This window comes from Mitsuaria sp. MSU3D (assembly GCF_056867975.1).
In genome coordinates, this window is sequence record NZ_CP200314.1 from 1,702,112 (window position 1) to 1,721,346 (window position 19,235).

Here is a 19,235-nt window from a genome sequence, read left to right on the forward strand (position 1 = left end):
CCGGCGAACCCAGAAGCATCAGGAGACATTCCCTTGGCAGCTCTCACGCTGGAGCAGATCTGCAAGCGCTATGGCGCGGTGCAGGTCATCCCCGACCTGTCGCTCGACGTGGCGCCGGGCGAGTTCATCGTTTTCCTCGGCCCGTCCGGTTGCGGCAAGACCAGCCTGCTGCGCATGATCGCCGGGCTGGAGGAGGTCACCGCCGGCCGCATCCGGATCGGCGGCCAGGACGTCACCCACGCCGCGCCGGGACAGCGCCGGCTGGCGATGGTGTTCCAGCACTACGCGCTGTATCCGCACATGACGGTGCGCGAGAACCTGGCCTTCGGCCTGCGCAACATCCGGCTGCCCGAGGACGAGATCGGCCGGCGCATCCAGGAGGCGGCGCGGATGCTGGAGCTCGACGCGCTGCTGGCGCGCAAGCCGGGCCAGCTGTCCGGCGGCCAGCGGCAGCGCGTCGCGATCGGCCGCGCGGTCGTCAAGGAGCCGGCGATCTTCCTCTTCGACGAGCCGCTGTCCAACCTCGATGCCGCGCTGCGCGGACGCACGCGGCTGGAGCTGGCGCAACTGCACCGCCGGCTGGGCGCGACGATGATCTTCGTCACGCATGACCAGATCGAGGCGATGACGCTGGCCACGCGCATCGTGGTCATGAACGCCGGACGCATCGAGCAGGTCGCGTCGCCGTCGGAGCTGTACCGTCGCCCGGCGACGCGTTTCGTCGCCGGCTTCATCGGCACGCCGGGCATGAATTTCGTGCCGGTGCGCCGCCTGGCCGATCGGCAGGGCCGGGCCGTCGTCGAACTGCCCGGCGGTCACGAGGTCGTGACGCAGGTCGGCGACGCCGTGCCCGGCAGCGAGCTGACGCTGGGCGTGCGGCCGGAGCACCTGGTCACCGCGGCGCGCGGTCCGCTGGCGGCGCAGGTGGAGATGGTCGAGTTCCTCGGCGAGCGCACGCTGGCGCACGTGCGGCTGGTCGACGGCACGCGGGCGATCGCGACCGTGGCGGGCGTGTCGCCCGCCGTGGGCGAGTCCGTCCAGCTGTCGCTGTCGATGGAGGAGGCCCATCTCTTCGACGGAAAGGGGCGCGCCCACCATGCGACGCCCCACGCGGAAGCGGCCGCGCCACAGGGAACCCCGGCATGAGCACCGCGTCCCCGTCCGTCGGATGGCGCGCGTCGCGTCCGGCGCATGCGCTGTTCGTGCTGCCCTTCGTCGCGGTCTACGTGCTGCTGCTCCTCTGGCCGCTGGCCAAGGGCTGGTTCATCAGCTTCCACGACCATGACCTGCTGTCCAACGACAGCTTCTTCATCGGCTGGCAGAACTACCGCGAGCTGATCGAGGACGACGTCTTCCACCAGGTCGTCTGGAACACGATCCGCTTCGTGCTGATCAGCGTGCCGGTCTTCGTCGTCCTGTCGCTGATGCTGGCGCTGGCCCTGAACCGGCCGGGCCGGCTGGCGGCCTTCCTGCGCGCGGTGTTCTTCTGCGCGAGCGTGTTCTCGGTGACGCTGATCACGCTGGTGTGGCAGCTCGCGCTGATGCCGGAGCGCGGCCTCGTCGCGCAGGGCAGCGCCGCGGTCGGTCTGCCGTCCCTGCCGTGGCTGACCAGCGAGGCGCTCGCGCTGCCGACGCTGGCGCTGGTGACCGTGTGGTGGATCGTCGGCCTGCCGATGATGCTGTTCCTGTCGGCGCTGCAGCAGATCCCGTCGGACGTCTACGAGGCCGCCGCGCTGGACAACGCCAGCCGCTGGCGCACGCTGACGCACGTGACCCTGCCGGCGCTGCGGCGCACCGTGGCCCTGGTCGCGGTGATCGAGGTGATCCGCCAGTTCCAGGTCTTCCCGCAGATCATGCTGATGACCAACGGCGGCCCCAACAACACGACGCGGCCGATCGTGCAGTTCATCTACGAGCAGGCCTTCATGCAGCTCTCGCTGGGGTATGCGACGGCGGCGTCCCAGGTGCTGCTGGGGGTCATGCTGGTGGGGGTCTCCGTGCAGATGTGGCTGGAACGGCGCGACGCCGCGCAGGGAGGCGGCCGATGACCCCGATGCTGTGCAAGGGCTGGTTCGACCGCGCGGTCATGGCCGCCCTGGTCCTGCTGGCCGCGTTGTGGATGCTGCCGCTGTTGTGGGTGCTGGCCTTGTCGTTCAAGCCCAACGAGCTGCTGATGGTCCGCACCGACGTCTTCCTGGCGCCGCCGTACACGCTCGCCAACTACGCGGACATCCTGCAGACCTCGCAGGTGTTCCGCTGGCTCGGCAACAGCGCGCTGGTGGCCGCGCTGCAGACGCTGGGCGTGCTGGTGCTGTCGTCGCTGGCGGGCTACGGCTTCGCGCGCTGCGAGTTCCCGGGCCGCCGCGCGCTGTTCGCGCTGGTCCTGTTCGGCCTGGCCGTGCCGTCGCAGAGCGTCTTCATCCCGCTGCACCGGCTGTTCTCCGACTGGGGCCTTCAGAACAGCATCGCCGGGCTCGCGCTGCCGGGCCTGGCGGCCCCGTTCGGGGTGTTCCTGATGACGCAGTACTTCAAGGCCGTGCCGATCGACCTGGAGGAGGCCGCGCTGCTCGACAACGCCTCGCGCTTCAAGACCTTCCTGCGCGTCGTGCTGCCGCTGACGCTGCCGGCGCAGGCGACGCTGGGGATCTTCACCTTCCTGGCCTGCTGGAACGACTACCTCTGGCCGCTGGTCATCGCGACCCAGCCGGAGATGTACACGCTGACGCGCGGGCTGGCGTCGACGCAGACCAACTTCGCGCAGTCCGAGGGACTGGGCTTCCTGATGGCGCAGGCGGTCTTCGCCGGCGCGCCGGTGCTCATGATCTATCTCTTCTTCCAGAAGCATCTGGTCACGGCCGTGGCCGGGACGGGGCGCTCGTGATGAACAAGTCCCTGCTCATGGCGCTCGCGGCGTACGCGACGTGCGCGGCGCTGCTCGCCGGTTGCGGCAAGCACGACGCCGAGGCCCCCGTCCCGCCCAGGACCGAGATCACCTTGATGCGCTTCTTCGGCAGCTGCGACGCGAAGTTCGGCGCGGTCAAGGAAACGAGCCAGGGTGTCGGCGAATGCGGGATCGTCACCGCGCTGATCAACGAATTCAACGCGACCAACACCGACGGCATCCGGGTGAAGACGCAGGTGGCGGAATGGGCGCCGTACTACGACCAGCTGACGGCCCGCCTGGTCGCCAAGGACATCCCGACGGTGGCGGTGATGCACGAATCGGCGCTGGGCGACTACGTGCGCCGGCGGCTGGTCGAGCCCCTGGACGCCGAGCTGCCCGGGCTGGGCATCGACGTGAACGACTTCACCGATCACGCCCGCCGCGGCGTGACGCTGAACGGCCAGATCTATGCGCTGCCGTTCGACACCTGGGCCTGGCTGTGGCACGTCAACACGACGCTGATGGGCCAGGCGGGATTGATGGGGGCGGACGGCAGACCCCGGCTGCCGCACTCGCCGGACGAGCTGCTGGCGATGGCCCGGCAATTCAAGCAGCGGACCGGCAAGCCGTTCTTCGCCTGGGCGATCGTGAAGGAGACGGCGGCGACCAATCGCACCTTCCAGACGCTGATCGCGCAGCAGGACACGCGGCTCTTCAGCGACGACGGCCGCCGCATCGACATGCATCAGCCGCAGGTCGTCAACGCGCTGACGCTGATGCAGCGGCTGTACGCCGAGGGCCACGTGAAGCCCGATCTCGACTACGGCGCGGCCAACCAGGCCTTCCTGAACGGCGAGGCGGGCGTGGTGGTGGTCGGCACCTGGACGATCGACCAGTTCCTGCGCGAGGCGAAGCGGCCCGGATCGGCGCTGCGGGGCGGCTACACGGTCGTGCCGTTCCCGCAGCTGTACCAGCGGCCGGCGGTCTTCGCCGACGGGCACAGCTGGGCGCTGCTCAAGGGCGGCGCCGCGACGCCGGAACAGCACGCCGCCGCGTTGAAGCTGCTGCGCTTCATCTGGACGCACAGCGCCGAGTGGGCACGCACGGGGCATCTGCCGGTGCGGCGTTCGGTCGCGCAGAGCGAGGCCTTCCGTGCCTTGCCCTTCCGCGAGAACCTGACCGAGATCACGCGCACCGGCGCCGCGATGCCCGGCAACGTGCCCACGCAGCGCGCGATCGAGCTGCTGATCGGCGAGGACGTCAGCAACCTGCTGATTTCCGGCAAGCCGGTCGCCGAGGTGCAGGCCGACGTCGAGAAGCAGGTGAACAAGGCGCTGAAGAAGGTGAGGCGCTGAGATGAAGCGCCGAGATGAGTCGCCAGATGAGTCGCCCGCCCGTGTCCCGGAACGTGATCGTCCTTCCTCCCTCCTGACCGCGCCGCGCGCGCTGATGCCATGTCGCTGAACTGGTCCAACCCGCTCATTCCCCAACGCGCCGATCCGCACCTGTCGCTGCACGACGGCCGCTACTGGTTCACTGCGTCGGTGCCCGGCTTCGATGCGATCGAGCTGCGCGGCGCCGCGCGCATCGGGGACCTCCCACATGCCGAGCCGAAGATCGTCTGGACGCGCCATGCGCACGGCCCGGCGAGCTGGCACATCTGGGCGCCGGAACTGCATCGCGTCGACGGCCGCTGGCTGATCTACTTCGCCGGTGGTCAGCGCGACGACATCTGGAAGATCCGCATGCATGTGCTGGAGAACGCCCACGACGATCCGACGCGCGGCGAATGGGTCGAACGGGGCCAGATCCGCACGCCGCTGGACGATTTCGCGCTCGATGCGACCACCTTCCGCCACGCCGGCGAGCAGTACCTGTGCTGGGCCGAGGCGGACACGGCCCGGGACGGCAAGACCAACCTCTACCTGGCGACGCTGGCGAATGCCTGGACCTTGAGGAGCGCGCCGACACGGATCAGCGAGCCGCTGCTGCCTTGGGAGCGCATCGGCTTCTCGGTCAACGAGGGGCCGGCGGTGCTGCAGCGGCACGGCCGCGTGTTCATCGCCTACTCCGCGGCCGCGACCGACGCGAACTACTGCATGGGCCTGCTCTGGGCCGACGCGGCGGCGGACCTGCTGGATCCTTCGGTCTGGCACAAGTCGCCGACGCCGGTCTTCGCCAGCGCCAACGGGCAGTACGGACCGGGGCACAACAGTTTCACCACGACCCCCGACGGGCAGACGGACCTGCTCGTCTATCACGCCCGCAACTACCGCGACATCGTCGGCGATCCCCTGCACGATCCCAATCGGCATGCGCGCGTGCAGCCCTTCCGCTGGCGCGCGGACGGCTTGCCGGACTTCGCTCAGCCGCTGCCGGATGGACCGGTGCCGTGGGGGGATGCATGAGGACCTGGCTGCTCGCGATGCTGGCACCGCTGGCCGTTCAGGCCGCGCCGGTGCTGACGAGTCCGGACGGCGCGCTCAGCGTGTCGATGGCGCTCGATGAGACGACCGCGTTGCGCTACACGGTGAGCCGCGCCGGCGGCGACGTGCTGCTGCCGTCGCGGCTCGGTCTCCGTCTGGACGGCGTCGAGTGGGTGGACGGGCTGGCGCTGAAGGGCTGCGGGCCCGTCACCTCGGGCCGCGAGCGCTACGCGCTGACCGGCAAGAAGCGCCGGGTGGATCAGCCGTATCGCGCCGTCGCCTGCCGCATCGTCAACAGCCGCGGCCAGGTGCTGCGCGTGGAGTGGCGCGCGTTCAACGACGGCGTGGCTTTCCGCTACGTCGTTGCGGAGGCCGTGCCGGTCCGCAAGCGCTTCGTCGAGGAATTGACGAGCTTCCGCTTCCCCGCCGCCGCGCGCGCCTGGCTGCAGCCGATGCAGGTGGCCCAGACCGGTTGGAAGAACACCAATCCGGCCTACGAGGAACACTACCGTCGCGACATCCCGGTCGGCGAGCCGTCCCCGTCGCCGGCGGGGTGGGTGTTCCCGGCGCTGTACCGGGTCGGCGACGCGACCGATCCGTCGGCGACCTGGGTCGCGCTGACCGAGGCCGGCATGGACGGGTCCTTCCATGCGTCACGTCTGCAGGCCGCGTCCGAGGGCGGCGAGTACCGCCTCGGCCAGCCCATGGCCGCGGAGGTCGTCACCGGCGGCGGCCGCCTGGCCGACGTGGCGGGCCCGATGACGACGCCGTGGCGCGTGATCGCCGCCGCGCCGTTGCCCGCGCTGATGGCGTCGACCCTGGGCACCGACCTGGCGGCGCCGGCCGTGCCGTTTGCGGCGGACCGGATCAAGCCCGGCCCGGCCTCATGGAGCTGGGCGCTGTTGAAGGACGACGGCACCGTCTACGACGTGCAGAAGCATTTCATCGACTACGCCGCCGACATGCGCTGGCCCTACACGCTGATCGACGCGGACTGGGACCGCAAGATCGGCTGGGAGCGGATCCAGGCGCTGATCGCCCATGCGCGGACCCGGCAGGTCGGGCTCTGGCTCTGGTACAACTCTTCGGGTGCCTGGAACGAGACCGAGTATTCGCCCAAGGGCGCGTTGATCGATCCCGCCCAGCGTCGCGCCGAGTTCCGCAAGCTGGCCGACGCCGGCATCAAGGGCCTGAAGATCGACTTCTTCGCCGGCGACGGCCAGTCCGTGATCCGGTACTACGTCGACCTCCTCGAGGACGCCGCCCGGGCCGGCCTGCTGCTCAACTTCCACGGCGCCACCTTGCCGCGCGGATGGAACCGGACCTATCCGAACCTGATGACGGCGGAAGCGGTGAAGGGCTTTGAGTTCGCGACCTTCGAGCAGGCCGATCAGGACGCGGTGCCGGCGCATCTCGCGATGCTGCCGTTCGCGCGCAACCTGTTCGATCCGATGGACTTCACGCCGGTGGTCTTCGGCGACATCCCCAATCTCAAGCGCGCGACGCGCAACGGCTTCGAGCTGGCGCTGTCGGTGCTGCTGTTGTCGGGCGTCCAGCACTACGCGGAAACACCGGAGGGCATGGCGGCGGTCCCCGAGTATGTCCGCGCCTTCCTGCGCGGCTTGCCGCGGCAATGGGACGATGTCCGCTTCCTCGCCGGCGAGCCCGGCAAGTCCGTGGCGCTGGCGCGCCGCGCGGGCGATCGGTGGGTCGTCGCCGCCATCAACGCCGAGGCGGAACCCCGCACGCTGTCGCTCGACCTGCGCTTTCTCGCCGGTCGCGTCGGTACGCTGATCGGCGAAGGCGACGGCCCGCGCGATTTCCGGACCGAGGCGCTGCGTGGCGGGGGCGTTCAGCGCATCACGCTGCCCGCGAGGGGGGGATTTGTCGCAAGTTTCGAGCCCGGCCACCCGTGATAGCCTGCCGCCCGATATGAAGACCCGCGCCGACCATTCGACCTACAGCCCGCGCGCGCGCCGCGCCGAGGGCAAGAGCCAGCACGGTCGCATCGTCAGCGAGCTCGGGCTGGCCATCGTCTCGGGCGGACTCGAGCCCGGCGACCGGCTGCCCGGCGAGCAGCAACTGCTCGACCGCTACGAGATCAGCCGTCCCGTGCTGCGCGAGGCGGTGCGCGTGCTGGTGGCCAAGGGACTGGTCGTCTCGCGCCAGCGCGCCGGCGCGATCGTGCGGCCGCGCAACGAGTGGCACCTGCTCGATCCGGACGTCCTCTACTGGCTGATCCAGTCCAAGCCTCAGCAGGAGTTCCTGAACACCCTCATGGAGGTGAGGCGCGTCTTCGAGCCGGCCGCCGCCGCGCTGGCCGCCAAGGCCGCGACCTCCGACCAGCTGCATCGCATCGAGGAGGCGTTCGACGGCATGGCCGCGGCGACCGACACCAAGCAGCTGCTCGAGCCCGACCTGGCGTTCCACCGCCACATCGCCGAGGCCACCAACAACGACCTGATGGCCTACATCGGCAACATGCTGTCGCTCGCGCTGCGGGAGTCGATCCTGCTGAGCAGCCAGCTGCCCAACACGCACGCCTTGTCGCTGCCCCGCCACGAGGCGATCCTGACGGCGATCCGCAACCGCGACCCGCTGGGCGCGCGGCAGGCGACGCTGGTCCAGTTGCAGGAGACCGGCGACGACCTGAGCAACGTGCTGTCCGCCAAGGGCATCGTGGATCTCGCCTGAGCGAACCTGGACCCGATGGACGACGCCCCCAATCCCAACTGGTTCCTGCGCGCGCGGCTGAAGACGCGGCAGCTGCTGCTGCTCATCGCGCTGGACGAGCACCGCAACATCCATCGCGCCTCCGAGGCGCTGTGCATGACCCAGCCCGCGGCGTCCAAGCAGCTCAAGGACCTGGAGGACATGCTCGAGGTCCGGCTCTTCGAACGCCTGCCCCGCGGCATGGAGCCCACGCTGTTCGGCGAGACCATGATCCGTCATGCCCGCATGGCGCTGACCAGCCTGGCGGCCGCGCACGAAGACATCGTCGCGCTGAAGAAGGGACTGACGGGCCAGGTCGAGGTCGGCGTCATCATGACGCCGGGCATGTCGCTGCTGCCGCGCGCGATCGCGCGCGTGAAGGCCAGCGCGCCGCTGCTGCGCATCGGCGTGCAGCTGGAGACGAGCAAGGTGCTGCTCGATCAGCTGCAGCGCGGCACGCTGGACTTCATGATCGGGCGCATCCTGGAGGAAGACAGCGGCGCCGGCCTGCAGTACGAGGAACTCAGCGGCGAACCCGCCTGCGCGGTGGCGCGCCTGGGACATCCGCTGCTGAGCCGCGACGACTTGACCCTGTCGGACCTCGCGACGCAGGCGTGGATCCTGCCGCCGCCGGGCAGCGTGCTGCGCCACCGCTGGGAGCAGATGTTCCGTCGCGCGGCCATCGATCCGCCGGCCAACGCCGTCGACACGACGGCGCTGCTGGTGATCACCGCGCTGCTGCAGCAGACGGACTCGCTGCATGTGATGCCGGCCGAGGTCGCGCGCTATTACGCGTCCCTGCGGGCGCTGGCGATCCTGCCGATCGAGCTGCCGTGCAGCATGGACCCGTTCGGCATCATCACGCGCGAGGGCCACCTGCTGTCGCCGGGCGCGCGGGCGCTGCTGCGGGAGGTCCAGGGCGTGGCGAAGGAGCTCTACAAGGACTGAGCGGCGCCGGGCCGGGACGGGCCCTGGCAGCCGGGCGACGGGTTCGGTGCGGGCCCGGCGTCGGTCTGCGGCACGAAGCGGATCGTGCCGTCGGGCGCGTAGTGCAGTTCCTCGATCGCGACCGAACGGCGGAACTCCCCGCCGCCGGGCAGCTTGGCGTTGTGATACGCGATGTAGCTCCTGCCGTTGAAGTCGAAGATCGCCTGATGGATGGTCGGCGTCTTCTCGTTCCTGGCCATGATCACGCCGCGCGGCGTCCACGGACCGGTCGGTCCGGGTCCGGTCATGTAGGCCGTCTCCTCGGGGAAGTGCTGCGAGTAGGACAGGTAGTAGGTCGCGCCGTGCTTGTGCAGGTAGGGCGCCTCGGTGAAGTCCTTGACCGGCACGGCCGTGATCGGGCCCGCGAGCGCCGTCATCGACGGCTTCAGCGGCGCGTACTTGAGCACGGTGTTGCCGAAGTAGAGGTAGGCCTGGCCGTCGTCGTCGACGAAGACCGCGGGGTCGATGTCGTCCCAGGCGATGTCGGTCTGCCGGGTCATGTCGTTGGTGATCAGCGCCGAGCCGCGCGCGTCCTTGAACGGACCGGTCGGGCTGTCGGCGCTCGCCACGCCGACCGCGAAGCCGGGATTCGTCGCGTGCTCGACCGTCGTGTAGAAGAAGTAGGTCGCCTTGCCGTCGACGACGCGCCTGGCGATGTCCGACGCCCACGCCCGGCCCTTGGCCCATCGGAAATCCACGGCCTTCATCACCGCGCCGTGGTCGGTCCACGTCGCCAGATCGCAGCTCGAGTAGACGCGCCATTCGTTCATGACGAAGTCCTTGCCGTCCGGCGCGGCCTCGTCGTGGCCGACGTAGAGATAGACGCGGCCGTTGTCCACCAGCACGGCGGGGTCGGCCGTGTAGAGCCGCGGGAAGAGCGGGTTGGCGGCCTGCGCCGGGACGGCCAGCGCGAGCACGACCGCCGTCACGGCAGCGAGAGTGGCGCGCAGGGAATGGATCGGGAAGCGGAGCATGGGCGCGTGGGCAGTGAAGGGACGAGGGCGGGGAAGCGGGGAATGGGCTCAGACCGGCGCGGCGGGACGCGCCAGCAGCCGTTGCACGACGCAGAAGACGAACAGCAGCGCGCCGATGACGATCTTGGTCCACCACGAGCTGAGCGTTCCGTCGAAGGCGATCAGCGTCTGGATCACGCCCAGCATCAGCACGCCGGACAAGGCCCCGGCGACGTAGCCGTAGCCGCCGCTGAGCATCGTGCCGCCGATGACGACGGCGGCGATCGCGTCGAGTTCGGCCCCCTGCGCATGCAGGCCGTAGCCGCTGAGCATGTAGAACGCGAAGAGCAGGCCGGCCAGCGCGGCGCAGAAGCCGCTGAGACCGTAGACCGTCAGCTTGGTGCGACCGACCGGCAGGCCCATCATCAGCGCCGACTGCTCATTGCCGCCGAGCGCGTAGACCGCCCGCCCGAAGGCGCTGCGGTGCGCGAGCCAGATGCCCGCGACCAGCACCGCGACGGCGATGGCGGCGCTCGGCGAGACGAAGCCGCCGGGCACGCGCCACTGGGTCTGCGAGACGGCGACGAAGGTCGGATCCTCGATGGTGATCGAGTCGATGCTCACCAGGTAGCACAGGCCGCGCGCGAGGAACATGCCGGCGAGCGTGACGATGAAGGGCTGCAGCTTGAAGCCGTGGATCAGCGCGCCCTGCAGGACGCCGAAGGCCGCGCCGCCGCCCAGGACCAGGGCGATCACGGCCCACGCGGGCCAGTGCGCGTGGTGCAGCAGCCAGGCGGCGACCGTCGTGGACAGCGCCAGCACCGCGCCGACGGACAGGTCGATGCCGCCCGACAGGATGACCAGGCTCATGCCCACGGCGAGCACCAGCAGGTAGGCGTTGTCGATGACCAGGTTGAGCATCACCTGCGGCGAGGCGAAGCCGGTGTAGTGCGCGCCGCCCGCCGCGATCAGCGCGAGCAGCAGCACGACCGTGATCTGGGCGCTGAACGCCGGGTGCCGCAGCCAGCGGTGGAGGAGGGCAGGTGGGTTCATCGGGCGGGCCCTCGCAGGCGGCGCAGCATCGGGCGGAGTTCGCTCGACTGCAGGATGCAGAGGATGAAGACGACGACGGCCTTGACGACCATGTTGACCTCCGGCGGGACGCCGAGCGAGTAGATCGTCGTGGTCAGCGTCTGGATGATCAGCGCGCCGACCAGCGCGCCGGCGAGGTGGTACTTGCCGCCGGCCAGCGAGGCGCCGCCCAGCGTCACGGCCAGGATGGCGTCGAGCTCCAGCAGCAGGCCCGCGTTGTTGGCGTCGGCGCTCCGGATGTTGGAGGCGATCATCAGGCCGGCCAGGCCGGCGCAGGCAGCGGCGAAGACATAAGTGCCGAAGATCAGCGTCGCGGTGCGCAGGCCCGTCAGGCGCGACGCGACCGGATTCAAGCCCACGGCCTGGATGAACAGGCCCAGCGCGGTCCTGCGCAGCAGCGCGGAGGTGGCCAGCGCCAGCACGGCGACGATCCACAGCGACACCGGCAGGCCGAGCAGGTAGCCGCCGCCCAGGACGAAGAAGTCCTCGCGATAGACGGTGAGGATCTGGCCGTCCGACAGCAGTTGCGCCAGCCCGCGACCGGCGACCATGAGGATCAGCGTCGCGATGATCGGCTGCAGCTTCAGTCCCGCGACCAGCGCGCCGTTCCAGACGCCGCACAGCAGCGCGGCGCCGAGCGCGCCGGCATACGCGACGGCCAGCGGCTGGTCCGCGGCCACCAGCGACGCGGCCACCGTCGCGGCGATGGCGACGACCGCGCCGATGGACACGTCGATGCCGCGGGTCGCGATCACCAGGCTCATGCCCAGCGCCGCCAGCATCAGCGGCGCCGCGCGGTTCAGGATGTCGATCAAGGGACCGTACAGATGACCGCCCTTGATCTCCAGGTGCCAGAAGCCGGGGAGGAAGATCACGTCGAGCAGCAGCAGGACGGCGAGCGCGGCGACCGGGCGCAGCAGCGGGTGCTCGACGAAGAGCGCCAGACGGGCGCGCCGCTTCGACGCCTCCGCGGCGCCGCGCAGGGAAAGGGTCTCAATCACGGGCGGGTCTCTCACCGGCAATCACTTCCAGCACGGAGCGCTCGTCGAGCGCTCCGCGCGCGTAGGTGCCCACGGCCTGGCGGTCGCGCAGCACGACGATGCGGTCGCTGCAGCGCAGGACCTCGGGCAGCTCGGAGGAGATGAAGAGCACCGCCATGCGCCGGTCGTTCGCGTCGCCTTCGGCGCACAGCCGGCGGACCTCGTCCATGATCTCTTCCTTCGCGCGGACATCGATGCCGCGCGTCGGCTCGTCGAGGATCAGCAGGCCCGGCTGCGTCAGCAGCCAGCGCGCCAGCAGCGCCTTCTGCTGGTTGCCGCCCGAGAGCAGGCCGATCGGCGTCTCGATGTCCGGCGTCTTGATGCCGAGGCGGCGCACGTAGTCGTCCGCGATGGCCTGCTGACGCTTCAGCGCGATCGCGCGCCACCAGCCCTGGCGCGCCTGCAGCGCGAGCACGATGTTCTCCCGCACCGACAGCGCGAGGATCGCGCCTTCGAGCTTGCGATCCTCGGAGCAGAACGCCAGGCCCTTCGCGATTGCCTGGCGCGGCGAGGCGAAGCGCTGCCGGTGCCCGTCGACCTCGATGTCGCCGGCATCGGCGGCGTCGGCGCCGAAGAGCAGGCGCGCCGTCTCCGTGCGGCCGGAGCCGAGCAGTCCGCACAGGCCCAGGACCTCGCCGCGGCGGATCTCCAGGTCGAGCGGCTGCAACGCGCCGCGCCGGGCGAGGCCGTGCGTGGTCAGCGCGGGTTCGGTGGTCTGCGCGCAGGCCGGCGGCGGTGTCGAGGACGCGACGTTCGGGCCGACCATCTTGTGGACCAGCGCCAGCCGGCCGAGTTCCCGGGCCGGATATTCGCCTTCGGTGCAGCCGTTGCGCATGACGGTGATGCGGTCGGAGACGGCGTAGACCTGATCCAGGAAATGCGTGACGAAGAGGATGGCCAGGCCTTGCCCGCGCAGTCGCCGCATCACGCGGAACAGGTGCTGGACGGCGGCTTCGTCGAGGCTGGAGGTGGGCTCGTCGAGGATCAGCACCCGCGCCGAGATGTTGAGCGCCCGCGCGATCGCCACCATCTGCTGGACGGACAGCGAGCAGCGGGCGAGCGGCGCGTCGACGTCGATGTCGAGCTCCAGTTCGGCGAGCAGTTGACGCGACCGCGCGCGCATGCGCCTCCAGTCGATCTGGCCCCAGCGGCGCGGGTAGCGGCCGATGAAGAGGTTCTCGGCCACCGACAGGTTGGGCACGAGGTTGACCTCCTGGTAGACCGTGCTGATCCCGAGGGCCTGCGCGTCGGCGGTGGAGCGCGGCGCGATGGGCCGGCCCGCCAGCTCGATGACGCCGGCGTCGGGCGCGTACAGGCCGGTGAGGACCTTGATGAGCGTCGACTTGCCGGCGCCGTTCTGGCCCATGAGCGCGTGGATCTCGCCGCCGAAGAGCCGCAGTCCGACGCCCGACAGCGCCCGCACGCCGGGGAAGCCCTTGTCGATGCCGCTCAGCGACAGCAGCGGAGCCTGGGCGTCCATCAGTACTTGCGGTTGGGGAGTTCCTTGGCCGCGACGTCGGCGGTGAAGACGCCTTCCTCGGTCGTGATGCGACGGGCGACGGACTTGCCGGCAACGACGTCCTTGGCCAGCTGCATCAGCTGCGGGCCGAGCATCGGGTTGCACTCCACGGTGACGTTGAGCTTGCCCGCGGCCATGGCCTGGAAGGCGCCGCGCACGCCGTCGATGGAGACGATGGCGATGTCCTTGGCGGGCTTGAGGCCGGCCTCCTCGATCGCCTGGATGGCGCCGATGGCCATGTCGTCGTTGTGCGCGAACAGGACGTGGATCTTCTTGTCCTTCGCCTTCAGGAAGGCTTCCATGACCTCCTTGCCCTTGGCGCGGGTGAAGTCGCCGGACTGCGAGCGGACGATCTTCAGCCGGGGCTCGGACGCGAGGATTTCCTCGAAGCCGCGCTTGCGGTCGAGCGCCGGCGCCGAGCCGACGGTGCCCTGGAGTTCGACGATGTTGACGTCGCCGGCCGGGGCGTTCTTCCTGGCCCAGTCGACGAGCCAGCGTCCGGCCTTGCGGCCCTCCTCGACGAAGTCGGAGCCGATGAAGGTGACGTAGAGGGACGGGTCGCTGACCTTGACCGCGCGGTCGGTGAGGATGACGGGGATCCGGGCGTTCTTCGCCTCACGCAGGACGGTGTCCCAGCCGGACTCCACCACCGGCGAGAACGCGATCACGTCGACGCGCTGCGCGATGAAGCTGCGGATGGCCTTGACCTGGTTCTCCTGCTTCTGCTGGGCGTCGGCGAACTTGAGCGTGATGCCGGCCTGCTTGGCCGCGTCCTTGATCGAGTTGCTGTTGGCGGTGCGCCATTCGCTTTCCGCGCCGACCTGGGAGAAGCCCATGACGAGCGGCTTGTCGGCGGCGAAGGCGGCGGTGCCGGCCAGGCCCAGGCCCGGACCGAGCGCGGCCAGGGCCAGCAGATGACGACGGGTCGTCTTCATGTTCGTTGTCTCCTCGTTGGTGTTGGTGTGGAGCTCGCGTCCAGCGGCGACGCGCCTCGTGAGGTGACAGCGATCGTAGGGAGGGCAGGGATGCCGGACCAATCACATTTCTTGCGCGGGCGATGTCCTGATCGATATCGCGGGCCTGATGGATCCATCAGGGGCCCACCGGGGGCCCATCAAAGGTCTTGCGGGGCCATCGGGGGCCTCGGGGGCCCTCGGGGGCCGTCCCCGCGCCGGCTCAGCGCAGCAGGTCGATGCCGGGGTCCAGCGGCGCCACGAAACGGTAGCCGACGCGGTGATAGGTCCGGATGATCTCGCAGTGATCCGCCATGGCGCCTTGCAGCACCGCGCGGACACGGGCGATCGCCATCGTCAGCGCCGCGGGCTGCACGGCCTGGTCGCCCCAGACCGCGTCGAGCAGTTCGTCGGCGGAGACCACCCGGCCTCGGTGCTCGATCAGGTGGGCCAGCAGATCGAAGGGGCGGGGCTGCAGATAGCGGGGTTCGCCGCCGACGACGATCTCGCGGCACGCCGGCCGCACGACGCACGCGCCGAAACGCCAGCAGCTGTCGGAGAACTCGGTCGTCGCCCACGCATCGCGGCGCGCCAGGGGGTCGAGATCCCCATCGAGGCCGAGTTGGAGTTCGAGTTCAAGTTCGATGTCGACTTCGGCCAGGGGGCCGGGGATGACATGCGGTGGCGCGGCGATGAGCATCAGGCCCTCCTGTAGGTGCACTACGACAATGTAGGTGAAACTCTACAGGACGTTTGCGCAAACGGGCGTGACATCCTTCACGGTTGCGGCCCGGGTTGTCATGGATCCCCTACATCAGGGCGGCGGCACCGGAGGCGCCCCGGGAACGACGTTCAACTCGACCGTCGTCCCCTGGCCCGGCGCCGAGAGGACACGCAGGCTGCCGGCCAGCAGGCGCGCGCGTTCTTCCATCCCGAGCAGGCCATAACCGGCGGACCGGCTCGCCGGGGAGAAGCCGCGGCCGTCGTCGCGCACCGTCAGCGTCCATTGGGCGTCGTGACAGGCCAGCTTCACGACGACATGGGAGGCCTCGGCGTGCCGTCGCACGTTGTTGAGCGACTCCTGCACGATGCGGAACATCAGGGTGCCGGCCTCGGCGCTCAACTGGTTCGCCTCGGCAGGGATCGAGACCGCGCAGGGCAGGCCGGTGTCGCGGATGAAGGCCGAGGCCAGCCAGCGCAGCGCCGCTTCCAGCCCGCCGTCGAGCGCCGGCGGGCGCAGCTGCGACACCACGCTGCGCACGGTGGCCACGAGCCTGTCGACGCGCTCGTGCAACAGGTCCAACTGGTCGGTGCCGGGCGCCGTGCCGGTCGCGGCGGCCGCCTTCGCGGCCCGTGCCCGCATGACGGAGATCTCCAGGCGCAAGGCCGCCAATTGCTGGCCGAGCTCGTCGTGCAGCTCCCGGGAGACCCGCTTGCGTTCGTCCTCGAGCGCCAGCGCGTTGTACTCGCTCAGCCGATGCAGCGCGGCCTGGGACGCTTCCAGTTCGGCCGTCCTCGCCTCGATGGCCCGTTCGAGTTCGCGCCGTCGCGCGCGGGCGCGGCGCTGCGTCCAGACCGCCTGCAGCCAGTACAGGGCCGCGAGCGCGGCCGCATACCCCAGCCGCATGCCCGTGGTGTCCCACCAGGGCGGCGCCACCTCGACCGGCACGCTCAGCGACGGCCCCGGCGGCTCGAGCGGGACGCGGCCGCCGGCACGCATCTCCAGCACGTGCCGTCCGGTGTCCAGCGCGCCGACTTCGATCGACGCGCCTTCGGCGACGCGCCACGGGGTGTCGGCCGAGAGGCGGTACTCGACCCGCTGCGCACGCGCGAGCGAGAAGGCCGGCGTGCCCAGCGTGATGCGCAACTGGCGATCGCTCCAGGGCACGGGGTCGCGCGGAGCGGCATCGAAGCGCAGGGTGCCGAACTCCAGCAAGTCCGCGCGCAGCACGGCCGGCACGGGGGGCGGGCGCCGGTTCCCGTACACCCGGGTGAGCCCGGCACTCGTGCCGATCCAGGCGTCTCCGGCGGCGTCGAGCAGGAAGCTCCCGCTGTTGGTGTCGTTCCACACCAGTCCCGTGTCGCGGTCCATCATCTCCCGCCAGGCGCCCTGGCCGTCGAAGAGGAAGACGCCCCGGTCCGTCCCCAGCCAGAGCCCGTCGTCCGGTCCCCGTCCCAGCCACATCGGGGCGGTCTGGCCGAGCGAGGCCCTCGACACGCGCTGGCGCAGTCGTGCCTCGGACCCGGACAGCGCGTAGGCAGCGAGGCCCGCGTCGTCCGTCATCCACAGCACCCCGTCCGGGAGCAGCACCTGGGAGATGCCCTTGACGAGCGCGCCCTGCTCGTCGCGCAGCGGCACCCAGCCGGTGCCTTCGGCGCGGAAGGCGTTCCAGCGCGCATTGACGAACCAGTCGACGGCTCCGTCGCTGAAGACCTCGATGGGCGGGCTGCCGCCCGGAACCCCTGTCGCGACCGGTTGTCTGCGCACGCCGGCACCCGAAGGCACCAGCCGCTCGACGCGCTCGTCGCTGGCGACGTAGACGGTCCCGGCGTGGCCCTGGAACAGCGCCAGCAGCGAGGGGTCGCTGAGGACCCGGCGCGCGGCCGTGCCGCCGGCCTTGACCGTCATCAACTGCCCGTTGTCCATCCACCAGAGGTCGCCCGCCGCGTCGATCGCGGCGCCGGACGGCACGTCGTCGCCCGTCGCGAGCGTCGTCCGGATCGGCCGGAACCGGCGCGCGGCGGCATCGAACCAGGCCGGGCCCTGGCGGGTGAAGGCCCAGATGCGGCCACTGCCGTCCTGGAGCAGGTTGAACACGACGCTCGAGGGAAGGCCGGAGGCGCGCGTCCAATGGTCGACTTCGCCATAGCCGATCCATCGATGGATGCCCTGGCCGGAGGCGCCCAGCCAGAGGGCGCCGCCGGCGTCGAAGAGCAGGACGCGCATCGCCGCGTCGGGCAGTCCGTCCTCGTGCGTCCATTCCTGCCACGCGGCGCCGTCCCAGCGCGCGAGGCCGCGGTCGGTGGCCGTGACGATCCGCCCCCGCGGGTCTTCGGCGATGGGGTTGGACGCCTCCCAGAGGCGGTTCGGCGGCGGCGCGGCGACGACCTCGAAGCGTTGCCCGCCCGGCGCCAGGCGAGCGAGGTGCTGGCGACCGCGCGCCCACAGACTGCCGTCGCGGCCGACGAACAGCGTCGACCAGGCCTCCGGCGGCAACCCCTGGCCGGCCGACCACTGCGTGACCGTCGGCTGCCGGCGGTCCCAGGAGCACAGGCCCTCGCCGCAGCCGAACCACAGGCTGCCGCCGCGCAGCCGCAGCGGGCTGGAGTCCACATACGGCGTGCCGCGCGCCCGCACATGGGCGGCGACGGGCAACTCCTGGACCCGTATCGGGCCTGCCTGACGCTCGTCGACCGTGGCGGTCCAGTACCGGTGGTCGCGATCGAAGGCGACCAGCATGCCGTGCTCGTCCACGTCGAACTGCTGGTCCAGGACGACGTCGATCGTCTTGCCGTCGGGCCGCAGGACTTCGACCCAGCGCGGCGTGCCGCCGCCTTCGCCGTCGGCGGCGTCACCGGCCGGCTGGCGGACGAACAGCCCCCGGTCGGTGGTGAGCCACAGACGGCCGCGAGGGTCGACGCGTCCGCCCCACACGATGGTGCCCACGGAGCCGGGCAGCGGCTCGGCGCGCACCCGGAAGCCATCGAAGCGGAACAGCCCGTTCTCCGTGCAGATCCACAGGATCGAACGCTGATCCCGTGTCAGGCAGGTGGGCGTGAGATTCAGCAGCCCCTCGCGCTCCTGGTAGGACGCGAGCACGATGTGCTCGGCAGCCCGTCCGGGCCGAGGCGCCAGGGCCAGCAGCGCGAGGATCGCCAGCAGCGACAGGCGCCAGACCCGCGCCAGTCGCGCCAGTCGCGCCAGTCGTGCAAGTGTGAGTCGTGTGACCCCCGCCCCGAGGGAGCGGCGGACGCGCCGTCCGTCAGTCCACGATGCCATGGCGCACGGCATAGCGCACGAGGTCGCTCAGCGAGGCCTGGCCCAGCTTGTCCATCAGGCGCGTCTTGTACGTGCTCACGGTGTTCGGCGCCACGCTCAGGTCGGCGGCGGTGTCGACCAGCGATTTGCCGCGCACCAGCGCGACGAGCACCTGCCGCTCCCGCGGCGAGAGCGAGTCGAGGGGTTCCGGCGTCCTGGGCTGCGGCCGGATCAACGCGGCGCTGAGCGAGGGATCCACGTAGGAGCGGCCGGCCGCGACCTGGTGCATCGCGTCGATCAGCAGCTCGGTGGAGATGTCCTTCGTCAGGTAGCCGCCCGCGCCGGCTTCCAGCGCGCGCCGGGCGATGTGGGGATCGGCATGCATCGTCAGGACCAGCACCGGCAGGTCGGGATGCGCCCGGTGGACGCGCTCGATCAGGTCGACGTCGTTGCAGCCGGGCATCAGCAGGTCGAGCAGCAGCAGGTCGATGCCGCCCTGCGCCAGGCGCTCCAGCACCTGGGTGGCCGAGGCGGCCTCGCCGGCCAGCGCGATGCCGTCGTCGAGTTCCAGGACCTTGCGCAGGCCTTCGCGCACCAGCGCATGATCGTCCGCGATCAGGACGCGGATCCTGTCGCCGGCGCTCATCGCGCCCGCCGGTGGCCGGCGGCGGGCGCCGCCGGACTGGCGGT

General features: G+C 70.7%; 16 protein-coding genes. 8 read left to right on the top strand and 8 right to left on the bottom strand.

What is annotated here, in order from left to right; translation table 11 throughout:
• Positions 1-33 precede the first annotated feature (33 nt).
• The 8 genes from AC1VNM_RS07555 to AC1VNM_RS07590 all read left to right on the top strand — a co-directional run bounded on the left by AC1VNM_RS07555 (position 34) and on the right by AC1VNM_RS07590 (position 8,970).
• The gene (locus AC1VNM_RS07555; protein ID WP_483106435.1) at positions 34-1,146 is read left to right on the top strand and encodes an ABC transporter ATP-binding protein; all 1,113 of its coding nucleotides are present in this window, start codon (positions 34-36) and stop codon (positions 1,144-1,146) included.
• Positions 1,143-2,048, top strand: coding sequence for a carbohydrate ABC transporter permease (locus AC1VNM_RS07560; RefSeq protein ID WP_483106436.1), 906 nt, complete (start codon positions 1,143-1,145; stop codon positions 2,046-2,048). The genes AC1VNM_RS07555 and AC1VNM_RS07560 overlap by 4 nt, the downstream gene beginning before the upstream one ends.
• Positions 2,045-2,881 carry a carbohydrate ABC transporter permease gene (locus AC1VNM_RS07565; protein WP_483106437.1) on the top strand — a complete coding sequence of 279 codons (837 nt, stop codon included), beginning with the start codon at positions 2,045-2,047 and terminating at the stop codon, positions 2,879-2,881. The genes AC1VNM_RS07560 and AC1VNM_RS07565 overlap by 4 nt, the downstream gene beginning before the upstream one ends.
• On the top strand, positions 2,881-4,239 hold the full coding sequence (locus tag AC1VNM_RS07570; protein WP_483106438.1) for an extracellular solute-binding protein: 1,359 nt from the start codon (positions 2,881-2,883) through the stop codon (positions 4,237-4,239). The genes AC1VNM_RS07565 and AC1VNM_RS07570 overlap by 1 nt, the downstream gene beginning before the upstream one ends.
• Positions 4,240-4,338: 99 nt before the next feature.
• Positions 4,339-5,292, top strand: a complete 954-nt coding sequence (locus AC1VNM_RS07575) for a glycoside hydrolase family 43 protein (RefSeq protein ID WP_483106439.1) — start codon at positions 4,339-4,341, stop codon at positions 5,290-5,292.
• Positions 5,289-7,226 (top strand): glycoside hydrolase family 97 protein, encoded by a 1,938-nt coding sequence (locus AC1VNM_RS07580; RefSeq protein WP_483106440.1) that lies wholly within the window; start codon positions 5,289-5,291, stop codon positions 7,224-7,226. The genes AC1VNM_RS07575 and AC1VNM_RS07580 overlap by 4 nt, the downstream gene beginning before the upstream one ends.
• Before the next feature lie 16 nt (positions 7,227-7,242).
• Complete coding sequence (locus tag AC1VNM_RS07585; RefSeq protein ID WP_483106441.1) at positions 7,243-8,004, top strand: FadR/GntR family transcriptional regulator; 762 nt, start codon at positions 7,243-7,245, stop codon at positions 8,002-8,004.
• A gap of 15 nt (positions 8,005-8,019) precedes the next feature.
• The gene (locus AC1VNM_RS07590) at positions 8,020-8,970 is read left to right on the top strand and encodes a LysR family transcriptional regulator (protein WP_483106442.1); all 951 of its coding nucleotides are present in this window, start codon (positions 8,020-8,022) and stop codon (positions 8,968-8,970) included.
• On the opposite strand, the gene AC1VNM_RS07595 is transcribed toward AC1VNM_RS07590, so the two are convergent.
• From AC1VNM_RS07595 to AC1VNM_RS07630, 8 genes are all read right to left on the bottom strand, one after another.
• Complete coding sequence (locus AC1VNM_RS07595) at positions 8,958-9,983, bottom strand: glycoside hydrolase family 43 protein (protein ID WP_483106443.1); 1,026 nt, start codon at positions 9,981-9,983, stop codon at positions 8,958-8,960. The two genes, AC1VNM_RS07590 and AC1VNM_RS07595, sit on opposite strands and share 13 nt — an antisense overlap.
• A gap of 48 nt (positions 9,984-10,031) precedes the next feature.
• The gene (yjfF, locus tag AC1VNM_RS07600) at positions 10,032-11,015 is read right to left on the bottom strand and encodes a galactofuranose ABC transporter, permease protein YjfF (protein WP_483106444.1); all 984 of its coding nucleotides are present in this window, start codon (positions 11,013-11,015) and stop codon (positions 10,032-10,034) included.
• Positions 11,012-12,037: an ABC transporter permease gene (locus AC1VNM_RS07605; protein ID WP_483109255.1), complete on the bottom strand. Its 1,026-nt coding sequence runs from the start codon at positions 12,035-12,037 to the stop codon at positions 11,012-11,014. The genes yjfF and AC1VNM_RS07605 overlap by 4 nt, the downstream gene beginning before the upstream one ends.
• A 10-nt stretch (positions 12,038-12,047) precedes the next feature.
• Positions 12,048-13,574: a sugar ABC transporter ATP-binding protein gene (locus AC1VNM_RS07610; RefSeq protein WP_483106445.1), complete on the bottom strand. Its 1,527-nt coding sequence runs from the start codon at positions 13,572-13,574 to the stop codon at positions 12,048-12,050.
• A complete protein-coding gene (locus AC1VNM_RS07615) occupies positions 13,574-14,548 on the bottom strand; it encodes an ABC transporter substrate-binding protein (protein WP_483106446.1) in 975 nt (324 codons plus the stop codon). The genes AC1VNM_RS07610 and AC1VNM_RS07615 overlap by 1 nt, the downstream gene beginning before the upstream one ends.
• A gap of 241 nt (positions 14,549-14,789) precedes the next feature.
• Positions 14,790-15,266 carry a winged helix-turn-helix domain-containing protein gene (locus AC1VNM_RS07620; RefSeq protein ID WP_483106447.1) on the bottom strand — a complete coding sequence of 159 codons (477 nt, stop codon included), beginning with the start codon at positions 15,264-15,266 and terminating at the stop codon, positions 14,790-14,792.
• Positions 15,267-15,380: 114 nt separating this feature from the next.
• Positions 15,381-18,566: a sensor histidine kinase gene (locus AC1VNM_RS07625; RefSeq protein ID WP_483106448.1), complete on the bottom strand. Its 3,186-nt coding sequence runs from the start codon at positions 18,564-18,566 to the stop codon at positions 15,381-15,383.
• Complete coding sequence (locus AC1VNM_RS07630; protein WP_377155023.1) at positions 18,550-19,191, bottom strand: response regulator; 642 nt, start codon at positions 19,189-19,191, stop codon at positions 18,550-18,552. The genes AC1VNM_RS07625 and AC1VNM_RS07630 overlap by 17 nt, the downstream gene beginning before the upstream one ends.
• Positions 19,192-19,235: the final 44 nt, after the last annotated feature.

Excerpts from the sequence above, each read along its gene's own strand:
- AC1VNM_RS07560 (WP_483106436.1), top strand. The coding sequence starts at position 1,143 with ATGAGCACCGCGTCCCCGTCCGTCGGATGGCGCGCGTCGCGTCCGGCG.
- yjfF (WP_483106444.1), bottom strand. The coding sequence starts at position 11,015 with ATGAACCCACCTGCCCTCCTCCACCGCTGGCTGCGGCACCCGGCGTTC.
- AC1VNM_RS07610 (WP_483106445.1), bottom strand. The coding sequence starts at position 13,574 with ATGGACGCCCAGGCTCCGCTGCTGTCGCTGAGCGGCATCGACAAGGGC.
- AC1VNM_RS07580 (WP_483106440.1), top strand. The coding sequence starts at position 5,289 with ATGAGGACCTGGCTGCTCGCGATGCTGGCACCGCTGGCCGTTCAGGCC.
- AC1VNM_RS07570 (WP_483106438.1), top strand. The coding sequence starts at position 2,881 with ATGAACAAGTCCCTGCTCATGGCGCTCGCGGCGTACGCGACGTGCGCG.
- AC1VNM_RS07585 (WP_483106441.1), top strand. The coding sequence starts at position 7,243 with ATGAAGACCCGCGCCGACCATTCGACCTACAGCCCGCGCGCGCGCCGC.
- AC1VNM_RS07620 (WP_483106447.1), bottom strand. The coding sequence starts at position 15,266 with ATGCTCATCGCCGCGCCACCGCATGTCATCCCCGGCCCCCTGGCCGAA.
- AC1VNM_RS07575 (WP_483106439.1), top strand. The coding sequence starts at position 4,339 with ATGTCGCTGAACTGGTCCAACCCGCTCATTCCCCAACGCGCCGATCCG.
- AC1VNM_RS07630 (WP_377155023.1), bottom strand. The coding sequence starts at position 19,191 with ATGAGCGCCGGCGACAGGATCCGCGTCCTGATCGCGGACGATCATGCG.
- AC1VNM_RS07595 (WP_483106443.1), bottom strand. The coding sequence starts at position 9,983 with ATGCTCCGCTTCCCGATCCATTCCCTGCGCGCCACTCTCGCTGCCGTG.
- AC1VNM_RS07565 (WP_483106437.1), top strand. The coding sequence starts at position 2,045 with ATGACCCCGATGCTGTGCAAGGGCTGGTTCGACCGCGCGGTCATGGCC.
- AC1VNM_RS07615 (WP_483106446.1), bottom strand. The coding sequence starts at position 14,548 with ATGAAGACGACCCGTCGTCATCTGCTGGCCCTGGCCGCGCTCGGTCCG.
- AC1VNM_RS07625 (WP_483106448.1), bottom strand. The coding sequence starts at position 18,566 with ATGGCATCGTGGACTGACGGACGGCGCGTCCGCCGCTCCCTCGGGGCG.
- AC1VNM_RS07590 (WP_483106442.1), top strand. The coding sequence starts at position 8,020 with ATGGACGACGCCCCCAATCCCAACTGGTTCCTGCGCGCGCGGCTGAAG.